Consider the following 13,462-nt stretch of genomic DNA (forward strand, 5'->3'; position numbering starts at 1 on the left):
GCCGGGCACCCGGTCAGGCAACCCTTACCGGCCCTCCGGAACGTCGTTGAGGGACGCTTGACCTCCGCGGGCGTCACGCCACGCGTGATATCTTGACGTCAAGATACTTTTGGTTGGCAAGGAGGCCTGATGAGTGTGGACAGCTTCGGCGCGAAGGCGACGCTGCAGGTGGGTGAGCAGTCGTACGAGATCTTCCGGCTGGACGCGGTCGAGGGCGCCGAGACCCTCCCGTACAGCCTGAAGATCCTGCTGGAGAACCTGCTCCGGACCGAGGACGGCGCGAACATCACCGCCGACCACATCCGGACGCTGGCCGGCTGGGACGCCGACGGGCAGCCGGCGGACGAGATCCAGTTCACCCCGGCCCGGGTGATCATGCAGGACTTCACCGGCGTGCCCTGCGTGGTCGACCTGGCCACCATGCGCGAGGCCATGGCCGAGCTCGGTGGCGACGCGACCAAGATCAACCCGCTCGCGCCGGCCGAGCTGGTCATCGACCACTCGGTGATCGCCGACGTCTTCGGCACGGCCGACGCGTTCAGCCGCAACGTCGAGATCGAGTACGGCCGCAACCGCGAGCGCTACCAGTTCCTGCGCTGGGGCCAGACCGCGTTCGACGACTTCAAGGTCGTCCCGCCCGGCACCGGCATCGTCCACCAGGTCAACATCGAGCACCTCGCCCGCGTGATCTTCACCCGCCCCAAGAACGGCGTGCTGCAGGCCTACCCCGACACCTGCGTCGGCACCGACTCGCACACGACCATGGTCAACGGCCTGGGCGTCGTGGGCTGGGGCGTCGGCGGCATCGAGGCCGAGGCGGCCATGCTCGGCCAGCCCGTGTCGATGCTCATCCCGCGCGTCGTCGGCTTCAAGCTCAGCGGCAGCCTGCCGGAGGGCGCCACCGCGACCGACCTGGTGCTGACCATCACCGAGATGCTGCGCCAGCACAAGGTGGTGGGCAAGTTCGTCGAGTTCTACGGGCCCGGCGTCTCCGCCGTCCCGCTGGCCAACCGCGCCACGATCGGCAACATGAGCCCGGAGTACGGCTCGACCATCGCCGTGTTCCCGATCGACTCCAAGACGACCGACTACCTGCGCCTCACCGGCCGCGACGAGCACCAGATCGCGCTCGTCGAGGCATACGCGAAGGAGCAGGGTCTCTGGCACGACGACGACCACGAGCCGCGCTTCTCCGAGTACCTCGAGCTCGACCTCGGCACGATCGTGCCGAGCATCGCCGGCCCGAAGCGCCCGCAGGACCGCGTGATCCTGACCCAGGCCAAGCAGGGCTTCCGCGAGGCGCTCGCCGCGTACGTGGACGACGAGCCCGTCCCCGCGCCGTCGGCCACCGCCGACCAGGCCGCGCCGAACGTCGACGCGGGCAAGCTGAACGGCTACGACGAGTCGGTCGCGGAGACCTTCCCGGCCTCCGACCCGGTGAGCTCGAGCGAGAGCGGGGAGAGCGAGCCGCACGAGTTCGGCGAGGGCGTCGCGGCCGACATCGGCCGGCCCAGCCGCAAGACGAAGGTCACGCTCGACGGGCAGACGTTCGAGCTCGACCACGGGGCCGTGACGATCGCGTCCATCACCTCGTGCACCAACACGTCCAACCCGAGCGTGATGATCGGCGCCGCCCTGGTGGCCAAGAAGGCCGTCGAGCGGGGTCTGTCCCGCAAGCCCTGGGTCAAGACGACGCTGGCACCGGGCTCGAAGGTCGTCACCGACTACTACGAGCGCTCCGGCCTGACGCCCTACCTCGACAAGCTGGGCTTCAACCTCGTCGGCTACGGCTGCACCACCTGCATCGGCAACTCGGGCCCGCTGATCCCGGAGGTGAGCGCAGCGGTCCAGGCCTCTGACCTCGCCGTCGTGTCCGTCCTCTCGGGCAACCGGAACTTCGAGGGCCGGATCAACCCCGACGTCAAGATGAACTACCTGGCCTCGCCTCCGCTGGTGGTCGCGTACGCGCTCGCCGGGACGATGGACACGGACCTGGTGAACGACCCGCTGGGCTTCGACGAGCAGGGCCAGCCGGTCTACCTGCGCGACATCTGGCCGACCGAGGCCGAGATCGACGAGGTCGTCAGCGCCTCGATCGGGGCGGAGATGTTCGCCGAGTCGTACGCCGACGTGTTCGCCGGCGACGCCCAGTGGCAGTCGCTGCCGACGCCGGAGGGCGCGGTGTTCGAGTGGGACGCCGACTCGACCTACGTGCGCAAGCCCCCGTACTTCGACGGCATGCCCGCGGAGCCGCAGCCCGTGACCGACATCGAGGGCGCCCGCGTCCTCCTGATGCTCGGCGACTCGATCACGACCGACCACATCTCGCCGGCCGGGTCGATCAAGGGCGACAGCCCGGCGGGGGACTACCTCACCGCCCACGGCGTCGAGCGTCGCGACTTCAACTCGTACGGGTCGCGCCGCGGCAACCACGAGGTCATGATCCGGGGCACGTTCGCGAACATCCGGCTGCGCAACCAGCTCGCGCCGGGCACCGAGGGCGGCGTGACGCGTGACTTCACGCAGGCCGACGCGCCCGTGACCACGGTGTACGCCGCGTCGGAGCACTACCTCGAGCAGGGCACGCCGCTGGTCGTCCTGGCCGGCGTCGAGTACGGCTCGGGCAGCTCGCGCGACTGGGCGGCCAAGGGCACGGCGCTCCTCGGGGTCAAGGCGGTGATCGCTCAGTCGTACGAGCGCATCCACCGCTCCAACCTGATCGGCATGGGCGTCCTCCCGCTGCAGTTCCCGGAGGGGCAGAGCGCGGCGTCGCTCGGTCTGACCGGGGAGGAGACGTTCTCCTTCACCGGCGTGACCGCGCTCAACGACGGCACCACCCCCAAGACGGTGCACGTCACGGCCGGGGACGTGGAGTTCGACGCGGTCGTCCGGATCGACACCCCGGGCGAGGCGGACTACTACCGCAACGGCGGGATCATGCCGTACGTGCTGCGCTCGCTGCTGAAGTAGGCGTCGCAGCAAGAGCCTGTCGAAGGGAAACGCTCCCTGAGCTTGTCGAAGGGCCCGGAACGGGTTGGCCTCTGACGAGAGAGCCAACCTCTCTGAGGCCCTTCGACGGCCTCAGGGGGCGTGCTGTTTGTGGGCCTCAGACCGGCTCAGGGAGCGTCCTGCGCCGCCAGCGCCTCGCGGAGCAAGGCCGCGTACGCGTCCCGATCGCCCTCGGCGTAGCGCTGGCGCGGCCAGAAGAAGCCGCGCAGCCCGTCGCCCTTGGTCCGCGGGACGACGTGGACGTGCAGGTGGGGCACCGACTGGCTGACCACGTTGTTCACCGCGACGAAGGTGCCCTGAGCGCCGAGAGCGGTCGAGATCGCCCGGGCCACGCGCTGGGCGGCGGTGAGCAGCGGGACCATCTGGTCCTCCGCGAGCTCGAGGAGGGTGTCGACGTGCCGGACGGGGGAGACCAGCACGTGCCCCTTGAACACCGGGTGGATGTCGAGGAACGCGACCACCTCGTCGGTGCGCAGCACCACCGCCGCGTCGATCGTCCCGCGGACGACCTGGCACACCACGTCGTCGTGCTCGTCCTCGCTCACACCGGGACAGTACCGACCAGGTGGGCCTCTTGCCGGGTCGAACAGGTGTTCGATAAGGTCGGGTCATGCCCGACTCCGTCGCCCCACCCGGCTGGCCCGACCACGTCCGTCCGCCCGGCGCCCCGGACTGGGACCGTACGGCCGTCGCGTACCTCTTCGACTGCTGCCCGGCCGACTTCCGCGGCTATGCGGTGCTGCGCCACCACCCGCTCGTGCTGGCCCAGTTCGCCGAGCAGTTCGTCGAGGGCCAGTGCCGCGCGGTGCAGGAGGGGCTCGCCACCGTGCGCACCACGCTGCGGGGCCAGGTGCGGCCCGACGTGGTCGACACCGCGGCGGAGATCTGGCTCGAGCAGGGGGCGGCGCTGATGCGGACCCGACGTGCGGTCGGCCTGATCGGCGAGGCCCTGCGCGGACGTACGTTCCTGGCGCGGCTGTGACGGGCCAGCGCTGGCGGCGGGCCCACGCGCGGTCGATCCGGGCCGTGGCCCACGTCGTCTCGGTCCTGGCGGGCACGACAGGACGTACGACCGCGGGTTGATGTCCGTCGACCGGGCGCCCCCTATCCTGGGGGCATGGTGCCCGCCCCCGACGGCCTGCTGCGACAGGTCCAGAGCCCCGGGGACCTCAAGGCCCTCGCCCCCGAGCAGCTGCCTCAGCTCGCGGCCGAGATCCGCACGTTCCTCATCGAGAACGTCAGCCGGACCGGCGGCCACCTCGGTCCCAACCTCGGTGTCGTCGAGCTCACGATCGCGCTCCACCGCGCGTTCGACTCGCCGACCGACCCGATCGTCTTCGACACCGGCCACCAGAGCTACGTCCACAAGATCCTCACGGGTCGGCAGGACGCGTTCCCCAGCCTGCGGCAGAAGGGTGGGCTCACGGGCTACCCGAGCCCGGCCGAGTCCGAGCACGACTGGGTCGAGAACTCGCACGCCTCGACCGCCCTCTCGTACGCCGACGGCCTGGCCAAGGCGATCCGGCTCCAGCACCGCCCCGGGACGGTCCTCGCCTTCGTCGGCGACGGGTCGCTGACCGGCGGGATGGCCTGGGAGGCGCTCAACAACATCGCCGAGACCACCGACCTGCCGCTGGTGGTCCTGGTCAACGACAACGGGCGCTCGTACACCCCGACGGTCGGCGGGCTCGCCCGCCACCTGACGAGCCTGCGGACGCACCGGCGCTACGAGCAGGTGCTCGACCTGGTCAAGCGCGGCGTCAGCAAGGCGCCCGTCGTCGGCAGCACGGCGTACGACGTCCTGCACGGGGTCAAGAGCGGGCTCAAGGACGTGCTGGCCCCGCAGGGGTTGTTCGCCGACCTGGGCCTCAAGTACGTCGGTCCGATCGACGGTCACGACACCGAGGCGGTCGAGCAGGCCCTCGTGCACGCCAAGCAGTTCGGCGGTCCGGTGCTCGTGCACTGCCTGACCCGCAAGGGCAACGGCTTCGAGGCGGCCGAGGCGCACGAGGAGGACCGCTTCCACGCGGTCGGCAAGATCGACGCCGTCACGGGCCGCCCGCTCGGCGCACCCGGCCCCCTCACCTGGACCGAGGTCTTCTCCGACGAGCTCGTCCGCATCGGGGCCCGAGACGAGCGGATCGTCGCCATCACGGCGGCCATGACCTACCCGACCGGCCTGCACAAGTTCGCGGCTGCATTCCCCGACCGCGTCTTCGACGTCGGCATCGCCGAGCAGCACGCGGTGACCTCCGCGGCCGGGCTCGCGATGGGCGGGCTGCACCCCGTCGTCGCCCTCTACGCGACGTTCCTCAACCGAGCCTTCGACCAGCTGCTGCTGGACGTGGCCCTGCACCGCTGCGGCGTGACGTTCGTGCTCGACCGCGCCGGCGTCACCGGGCCGGACGGGCCGAGCCACCACGGCATGTGGGACATGTCGCTGCTCCAGCTGGTGCCCGGGCTCCGGCTCGCCGCGCCGCGGGACGCGACCCGGCTGCGCGAGGCGCTCGACGTGGCCTCGCAGGTCGACGACGCCCCGACCGTCATCCGGTACTCCAAGGAAGCCGTCCCCGCCGACATCCCGGCGGTCGACGTGGTCGACGGCGTCGACGTCCTGCTCCGGGCGGAGACCGAGCCGCCGCAGGTCCTGCTCGTCGCGTTCGGGCAGATGGTCGGCACGGCCCTCGAGGTCGGTCGGCGCCTGTCCGACCACGGCGTCGGAGTGACGGTCGTCGACCCGGTCTGGGCCCTGCCGGTCAACCCCGCGCTGCTCCGGCTCGCGACCGCGCACCAGCTGGTGGTCACGGTGGAGGACAACGGGATCGTCGGCGGCTGCGGCGCCCGCCTCGCCCAGGAGCTCCGCCTGGCCGGCATCCTCACGCCGCTGCGCGAGTTCGGCATCGCGCAGGAGTTCCTCGAGCACGGCACGCGCTCCGAGCTCCTGACCCAGCTGGGCCTCGCCCCGCAGGACATCGCCCGTACGGTCGTCGAGACGATCGTGGCCCAGGAGTCGACCCTCAGCCCGGAGCAGGCTCCCCGCCGCTGACCGGGTCTCTACGTCCCACGAGCCCCAGGTTTTTCACGTTCACGTGAAAAACTGCTGCTGACCGCGGCAGATATGCCGTGGTGAGCGAGGGTCTTTCACGTGAACGTGGGAAACCGACCGGAGGCGTGATCCACCCCACCGCGAACGGTTGAAATAGCGGGGCTAAGCAGCCGGTTGCAGTTGACATGACAACGATCTCCTTCATCGGCAGCGGAAACATCGGCAGCACCGTCGCGCAGCTCGCGGTCGACGCCGGCTACGACGTCGTGGTGTCCAACTCCCGCGGCCCCGAGACCCTGACCGACCTCGCCGCGAAGCTCGGCCCCAAGGCCCGCGCGGTCACGGCCGACGAGGCCGCCGCAGCCGGCGACCTCGTGGTGCTGACCATCCCGCTCGGCAAGGTCGACCAGGTCGACCCCGCGCCCCTCGCGGGCAAGGTCGTCATCGACACCTGCAACTACTACCCGGAGCGTGACGGCGACATCGCCGCCCTCGACGACAAGCAGACGACCACCAGCGGCCTCGTGCAGCAGCACCTGCCGCAGTCGCACGTCGTCAAGGCGTTCAACAACATCTTCTTCCAGCACCTCGGCTCGATGCAGCGTCCGGCCGGTGCGGCCGACCGCAGCACGCTGCTGATCGCCGGCGACGACGCAGGGGCCAAGAAGACCGCGACCGACTTCATCGAGTCGATCGGCTACGACGTCTACGACGCGGGCAGCCTCGCCGACAGCTGGCGCTTCCAGCGCGACCAGGCCGGGTACGTCGGCGTCTACACCCCGGACGGCGACTTCGCGAACCCCACGCCGCCCACGGTCGAGCGCATCGAGTCGCTGCTCGCCCAGGGCGACCGCTCCATCCGCTGAACCGCCGCGGGCGTCCCGGTCTGAGCTCTCAGGCCGGGACGCTCGCGACACCCGGGGGCAGGAACCGACGCCCGAGGACGCGCTCGGCGTAGCCCGAACGGTCGAGGTACGGCGTGATGCCCCCGAGGTGGAACGGCCAGCCCGCCCCGAGGATCAGGCACAGGTCGACGTCCATGGGCGCGGCGACCACACCCTCGGCCAGCATCGCGCCGATCTCCTCGGTCACCGCGGTCAGCACCCGGTCCCGCACCTGCTCGGCGGTGCTGGGAACGTCGCCCACCGTCAGCAGCGCGGTGGTCTCCGCGGAGACGTACGGGCTCCCGTCGGCGTCCCAGTCGTAGAGGCCGGGACGCCTGGCCGCGACCAGCGCCTGCAGGTTCGGCGACACGACGAAGCGTTCGCCCAGGTCGGCGTGGAGCGTCTCGGCCACGTGCAGCGCGACGCCGGGCCCGACGAGCTGCAGCAGCGTGAAGGTCGACATCGGCAGCCCGAGCGGCTGGAGCGCCAGGTCGGCGACCTCCACCGGCGTGCCCTCGTCGACCGCCCCCATCACCTCGCCCATGAGGCGCAGGAGCACCCGGTTGACCACGAAGCCCGGGGCGTCGGCGACGAGCACGGCGTTCTTCTTGAGCGCCTTCGCCAGCCCCAGGGCCGTCGCGACCGTGGCGTCGTCGGTCGTCGGCGCCCGGACGACCTCGACGAGCGGCAGGACCGCGACGGGGTTGAAGAAGTGGAACCCGACCACCCGCTCCGGGTGCTCCAGCCCCGCGGCCATGGCGGCGACCGAGAGGGACGACGTGTTCGTCGCGAGCACGGTCTCGGGCCCGACGTGACGCTCGAGCTCGGCGAAGACCTGCCGCTTGACCTCGAGCTCCTCGAACACGGCCTCGATGACGACGGCGCAGTCGGCGTACGCGGCGAGGTCGGTGCTCCCGCTGATGAGCCCGTGCAGCCGGTTGGCCTCGTCCGGGCCGATCCTGCGCTTGGCCAGCAGCGTGTCGATCTCGCCGTGGATCCCGGCGACGGCGCGGTCCACCCGGGCGTGGTCGAGGTCGGAGATCACCACGGGCACCCGGAGCCGGCGCAGGAACAGCACCGCGAGCTGAGCGGCCATCAGGCCCGCGCCGACGACGCCGACCTTGGTCACGGGCCTGGCGAGCTGCTGGTCGGGCGCCCCGGCGGGCCGGCGGGCCCGCTTCTGCACGAGGTCGAAGGCGTAGAGGCCGGACCGCAGCTCCGGGCCCATGATCAGGTCGGCGAGCGCCTCGTCCTCGGCCGCGAACACGGCGTAGCGGTCGGCGGTCTTCGCGCTGGCCACCAGGTCGAGCGCCCGGTACGGGGCCGGCGCGGCCCCGTGCACCTTGGCGTCGGCGATCGCCCGGCCCCGGGCCACGGCAGCGTCCCAGGCCTCGCCACGGTCGGGCTCGGGCCGCTCGACGACCACGTCGCCGACCACGACGCGGGCCGCCCACTCCAGCGAGCGCTCGAGGAAGTCCGCCCCGTCCAGCAGCACGTCCGCGACCCCGAGGTCGGCGTACTGGGGGCCGGTGAGCATCCGGTTCTGACTGAGCGGGTTCTCGATGATCACCTTGACCGCCCGGTCCGCGCCGATCAGGTTCGGCAGCAGGTAGCAGCCGCCCCAGGCCGGCACGATGCCGAGGAAGCACTCGGGCAGGGCGAGGCCCGCGGCGGCGCTCGAGACGGTGCGGTGGTGCGCGTGCAGCGCCAGCTCGAAGCCGCCGCCGAGCGCGAGCCCGTTGACGAAGACGAAGGTCGGCACGGCGGCGGTGTGCAGGCGGTCGAACACGGCGTGCCCGATCCGCGCGATCGCCAGGGCCTGGGCCCGGTCCGTCATCCCGGGGATCGCGCTGAGGTCCGCGCCGGCGGCGAGCACGAACGGCTTGCCGGTGACGGCCACCGCGGCCACGTCGTCACGGCCCAGCGCGGCGTCGAGGGCGGCGTCGAGCGCGGCCAGGCCGCGCGCCCCGAAGGAGTTCGGCCGGCGGTGGTCGAGCCCGTTGTCGAGGGTGATCAGCACGGCCGTGCCGGCGCCGTGGGGGAGCGCCACGTCGCGGCTGAGAGCGTGCGTGACGACCTCGTCCGGCGTCGCGGCCGCGGTCTGCTCGAGGAGCGCGGCGAGCTCCTCGCGACCCAGCACCGCGCTCACGCGGCGACCCCACCGGTGTAGGCCGGGTTCTCCCAGACGACCGTGCCGCCCATCCCGAGCCCGATGCACATCGTCGTGATGCCGTAGCGCACCTCGGGGTGGTCGCGGAACGCGCGGGCCAGGTGGATCATCAGCCGCACCCCCGAGCTGGCGAGCGGGTGGCCGAGCGCGATGGCCCCGCCGTACGGGTTGACGCGCGGGTCCTCGGCGTCGACGCCGAAGTGGTCGAGGAAGGCGAGCACCTGCACGGCGAACGCCTCGTTGATCTCGATCGCGCCGATGTCGGCGATGGCCAGCCCGGCCTTGGCGAGGGCCTTCTCGGTGCTCGGCACCGGCCCGACGCCCATCACCTCGGGGTCGACGCCCGCGAAGGCGTACGACACGAGCCGCATCGCCGCGGGCAGCCCGAGCTCGCCGGCCACGTCCTCGGCCGCGACCAGGCAGGCGGTGGCGCCGTCGTTGAGGCCGGCGGCGTTCCCGGCGGTGACCCGGCCGTGCGGGCGGAACGGGGTCCGCAGCGTGGCCAGGGCCTCCCTCGTCGTCCCGGGCCGGGGTGGTTCGTCGGCCGAGGCGAGGCCCCAGCCCAGCTCGGCGCTGCGCAGCGCGACGCCGACGAGGGACTCCTGGATGATGCCGTCCTCGTACGCCCGCCCGACGCGCTGCTGGCTCAGCGCGGCGTACGCGTCGGAGCGCTCGCGCGTGATCGCCGGGTAACGGTCGTGGATGTTCTCGGCCGTCGCACCCATCACCAGGGCGGAGGGGTCGACGAGGCGCTCGGCGACGAACCGCGGGTTCACGTCGGCGTCGAAGCCCATCGGGTGGTGCGTCATGTGCTCGACGCCGCCGGCGATCGCGACGTCGTAGGCGCCGAACGCGATGCCCGACGCGACGTTGGTCACGGCCGTCATGGCACCGGCGCACATCCGGTCGATCGCGTAGCCGGGGACGCTGCGGGGCAGCCCGGCCAGCAGCGCGGTGGTCCGGCCCAGCGTCAGCCCCTGGTCGCCCGTCTGCGTGGTCGCGGCGATGGCGACCTCGTCGACGCGGTCGAGCGGCAGCTCCGGGTGACGGCGCACCAGCTCCCGGATGCAGCTGACGACGAGGTCGTCGGCGCGGGTCTCGGCGTACATCGAGCCCGCCTTGCCGAAGGGGGTACGGACGCCGTCGACGAAGACGACGTCACGGGAGACGCGCGGCATGCCCGCAGATTACTCGGCGGTAACTTCCGGCGACTCAGCCAGCGGCTCCGCCAGCGCGGCCGTCAGGATGTCGACGGTGTGCTCGCGCTGCCAGGGGCGGGCACCGCAGGCGACGAGGACGGCGTCGACCGATGCGGGGGTCAGCTCGGCGGGCGGCGTCCAGGTCAGCCGGCGGACGTGCTCGGGGGTGAGCAGGTTCTCGACGGGCAGCCCCAGCTCGTCGGCGCGGGCGGTGAGGGCCTCCCGGACCCGGGCGAGCCGGGTGGCGGCCTCCGGGTTCTTCGCCGCCCAGACGCGGGTCTGCGGGGGTCCGTCGGCCGCGAGGTGCAGGGTCGGCAGCTCCTTGTCGGTGAGCTGCTCGACCGCGCCGATGGCGGCCAGCCACTCGGCCTCGAAGCGCTTGGCCTGGCGCCGGGAGAAGGCGGGGATGCGGCGGAGCGCGTCGCGCCCCGGGGTGGCGGACTCGGCGACCTCGCTGATGGCCGCGTCGGGCAGGATCCGCCCCGGCGCGCGGTCGAGGCGCCGGGCGATGCCGTCGCGGGCGTTCCAGAGGGACTCGACCAGGCCGAGACCCCGACGGGTCCGGACGCGGTGGATGCCGGACGTACGCCGCCACGGGTCGGTGCGCCGACGGGCCGGGACGCCCGCGCCGGCGACCAGCGCGGCGAACTCCTGCTCGGCCCACGCGCGCTTGCCCTGGGCGTCGAGCTCGGCGGCCAGCGCGTCGCGCAGCTCGACCAGCAGCTCGACGTCCAGCGCGGCGTAGCGCAGCCAGTCGGCCGGCAGCGGGCGGGTGGACCAGTCGGCCGCCGAGTGCTCCTTGAGCAGGCGGACGCCGAAGGTCTGCTCGACCATCGTGCCGAGCGCCACGCGGGGGTAGCCCAGCAGGCGGGCGGCGAGCTCGGTGTCGAAGATGGCCGTCGGCAGCAGGCCGACCTCGAACAGGCACGGCAGGTCCTGGCTGGCCGCGTGCACGACCCACTCGGCGTCGACGATCGCGCGGCGCAGCTCCGACAGGTCGGCGGCGACGAAGGTGTCGTCCTCGTCGGTGTGGCCGAAGGCGATCGGGTCGATCAGGTGCGTCCCGGAACCGGCCCGGCGGAGCTGCAGCAGGTACGCCCGCTGGCTGTAGCGGAAGCCGTGGGCGCGTTCCGCGTCGACGGCGACCGGTCCGGTGCCCCCGGCCAGGGCCTCGATCGTGCGCAGCAGCGCCTCGGGCGTCGCCACGACGTCGGGCACGCCGTCGGCGGGCTCGGTCAGCAGCGGGACCTCAGCGACGGTCTCGTCCACGGCGGCGGTCTCGTGGGCGGCGTCAGGCAGCGCGTCGGTCGGGGCGGTGGGGGCTGCGGGCTGGTGTGGGGCGGTCAACGTCTCCGGGGGCTTCGGCTCGGGGTACCCCGGCGGGACGGCATCATCACCACGCCCGCGGGCAGCGGGGGAAGGCCCGCCGTCGTACAGAGTAATTCCGCCCACGCGGCGAGGTGGGCGGCGAGGCCGTCGCCGTCCTCGAGCACCGGGGTCCAGGACGCCCGCACCTCGACCTCGGCGCGCGGGTCGTGGTCGGCCATGCCGCCGAACGACTCGCTGGCCACCGACGTCACGGTGCCGCTGGGCGCGGTGTACTCGGCGCCGTGCGCCTCGAGCGCGTCGAGCAGCCAGGACCAGCCGACCCGGGCCAGCAGGGGGTCGGTGACCATCTCGGGGTCGACGTCGGCGCGGGCGAAGGTGACGCAGCGGAACGTCCCCTGCCACGCGTCGTTGCCGGCCGGGTCGTGCAGCAGGACGAGGCGACCGTTCCCGATCTCGTCGTCGCCGACCAGCACGTCGGCGGTGAGCGCCTTGGACCACGGCGCGATGCGCGTCGGCGCCGGGATGTCCTCGATCGCGAGCTCGGGCCGCCAGACCGCGGCCGTGATCGCCTCGACCGCCCGCCGGAACTCGTCCGGCGCGACGACGGCCTCCGTGTGCGCGACCACCCGTGGAGCGTACGGGCGCGCCACCTCGTATGGGGGCTGGCGCGCCAGGGGCCGTACGAGAAGCGTGGAAGGATCGTGGGGTGCCCGACGCGATGACGACCACGCCTGCCACGACGGCGGTCGACGCCCGGACGGACACCGCGGCGGACCCCTCGTCCTCCCTGCTGGTCCGGGCGTGCCGCCGCTCGCAGGGCGAGGGCCTGCCGGTGTGGTTCATGCGGCAGGCGGGGCGCTCGCTGCCCGAGTACAAGCGGGTCCGCCAGGGCATCGCGATGCTCGACAGCTGCGCGCGGCCCGACCTCGTCGCCGAGATCACCCTGCAGCCGGTCCGGCGCTACGGCGTCGACGCGGCGATCTTCTACTCCGACATCATGGTGCCGCTGAAGGCGGCGGGCGTGGACCTCGACATCGTCCCCGGCCGCGGCCCGGTCGTCGCGGAACCCGTCCGCGACCGGGCCGGCCTCGACCGGCTGGTGCCCCGTGAGCCCGGTGACCTCTCCTTCGTCACCGAGGCCGTCGGCCTGCTCGTCGCCGAGCTCGGAGCGACCCCGCTGATCGGTTTCGCCGGCGCCCCGTTCACCCTGGCCAGCTATCTCGTCGAGGGCGGGCCGAGCAAGGACTACGCGCGGACCAAGGCGCTGATGGTCGGCGACCCGGAGCTGTGGGACGACCTGTGCGAGCGGCTCGCCACCCTCTCCGCGCACTTCCTGCGGACGCAGGTCGACGCCGGCGCGTCGGCCGTCCAGCTCTTCGACTCGTGGGCGGGCAGCCTCAGCGCCGCCGACTACACCGCCTCGGCGGCCCCGCACTCCACCCGCGTGCTCGCCGCCGTCGCCGACGTCCCACGCATCCACTTCGGGGTCGGCACGGGTGAGCTGCTCGGGCTGATGGGGGAGGCCGGCGCCGACGTGGTCGGGGTCGACTGGCGCATCCCGCTGGGCTCGGCCAGCGAGCGTCTCGGCCCGGCGTACGCGGTCCAGGGCAACCTCGACCCCGCCGTGCTCGGCGCCCCGTGGCCCCTCGTCGCCAACCGCGTGCGCGAGGCGATCCGGTCCGGTGCCTCCGCGCCCGGCCACATCTTCAACCTCGGCCACGGCGTGCCGCCCGAGACCGACCCCGACGTCCTCGCCCGCGTCGTCGACCTCGTCCACGCCGAGGGGCCGGGGATCCGCGCGGACGCGCTGACCCCGTGACGGAGG

Annotated in this window: 10 protein-coding genes; 5 read left to right on the plus strand and 5 right to left on the minus strand. The window is 72.8% G+C overall.

Features of this window, described 5'->3' with window-relative positions:
- Positions 1 to 129: 129 nt before the first annotated feature.
- Positions 130 to 2,970, plus strand: a complete 2,841-nt coding sequence (acnA, locus tag FHX39_RS08125) for an aconitate hydratase (protein ID WP_183337590.1) — start codon at positions 130 to 132, stop codon at positions 2,968 to 2,970.
- 146 nt (positions 2,971 to 3,116) lie between these two features.
- Here acnA and FHX39_RS08130 read toward each other — a convergent pair whose 3' ends face one another.
- Entirely contained in the window at positions 3,117 to 3,554 is a 438-nt protein-coding gene (locus FHX39_RS08130; protein ID WP_183337591.1) for an HIT family protein, read from the minus strand.
- A gap of 65 nt (positions 3,555 to 3,619) precedes the next feature.
- Between FHX39_RS08130 and FHX39_RS08135 the strand changes: the two genes are divergently transcribed.
- The 3 genes from FHX39_RS08135 (at position 3,620) to FHX39_RS08145 (ending at position 6,921) form a co-directional block, all read left to right on the plus strand.
- Positions 3,620 to 3,991, plus strand: a complete 372-nt coding sequence (locus FHX39_RS08135) for a hypothetical protein (protein ID WP_183337592.1) — start codon at positions 3,620 to 3,622, stop codon at positions 3,989 to 3,991.
- Positions 3,992 to 4,126: 135 nt separating this feature from the next.
- The gene (dxs, locus tag FHX39_RS08140) at positions 4,127 to 6,055 is read left to right on the plus strand and encodes a 1-deoxy-D-xylulose-5-phosphate synthase (RefSeq protein ID WP_183337593.1); all 1,929 of its coding nucleotides are present in this window, start codon (positions 4,127 to 4,129) and stop codon (positions 6,053 to 6,055) included.
- A gap of 185 nt (positions 6,056 to 6,240) precedes the next feature.
- Complete coding sequence (locus FHX39_RS08145; protein ID WP_183337594.1) at positions 6,241 to 6,921, plus strand: NADPH-dependent F420 reductase; 681 nt, start codon at positions 6,241 to 6,243, stop codon at positions 6,919 to 6,921.
- A gap of 28 nt (positions 6,922 to 6,949) precedes the next feature.
- Here FHX39_RS08145 and FHX39_RS08150 read toward each other — a convergent pair whose 3' ends face one another.
- From FHX39_RS08150 to FHX39_RS08165, 4 genes are read right to left on the minus strand one after another with little or no spacing between them, the layout of a single operon-like run.
- Entirely contained in the window at positions 6,950 to 9,088 is a 2,139-nt protein-coding gene (locus tag FHX39_RS08150; protein ID WP_332836731.1) for a 3-hydroxyacyl-CoA dehydrogenase NAD-binding domain-containing protein, read from the minus strand.
- Positions 9,085 to 10,287 (minus strand): thiolase family protein, encoded by a 1,203-nt coding sequence (locus FHX39_RS08155; protein ID WP_183337595.1) that lies wholly within the window; start codon positions 10,285 to 10,287, stop codon positions 9,085 to 9,087. The genes FHX39_RS08150 and FHX39_RS08155 overlap by 4 nt, the downstream gene beginning before the upstream one ends.
- Before the next feature lie 9 nt (positions 10,288 to 10,296).
- Positions 10,297 to 11,655, minus strand: a complete 1,359-nt coding sequence (locus tag FHX39_RS08160) for an HRDC domain-containing protein (RefSeq protein ID WP_232530599.1) — start codon at positions 11,653 to 11,655, stop codon at positions 10,297 to 10,299.
- Positions 11,652 to 12,263, minus strand: coding sequence for a DUF3000 domain-containing protein (locus FHX39_RS08165; RefSeq protein ID WP_183337596.1), 612 nt, complete (start codon positions 12,261 to 12,263; stop codon positions 11,652 to 11,654). Before FHX39_RS08165 ends, FHX39_RS08160 begins: the two co-directional genes overlap by 4 nt.
- 92 nt (positions 12,264 to 12,355) lie before the next feature.
- On the opposite strand from FHX39_RS08165, the gene hemE reads away from it, so the two are divergent.
- The gene (hemE, locus tag FHX39_RS08170; protein WP_183341108.1) at positions 12,356 to 13,456 is read left to right on the plus strand and encodes a uroporphyrinogen decarboxylase; all 1,101 of its coding nucleotides are present in this window, start codon (positions 12,356 to 12,358) and stop codon (positions 13,454 to 13,456) included.
- Positions 13,457 to 13,462: the final 6 nt, after the last annotated feature.

Origin of the sequence: Microlunatus antarcticus (assembly GCF_014193425.1) — a bacterium.
GTDB classification, from domain to species: Bacteria; Actinomycetota; Actinomycetes; order Propionibacteriales; family Propionibacteriaceae; genus Microlunatus; species Microlunatus antarcticus.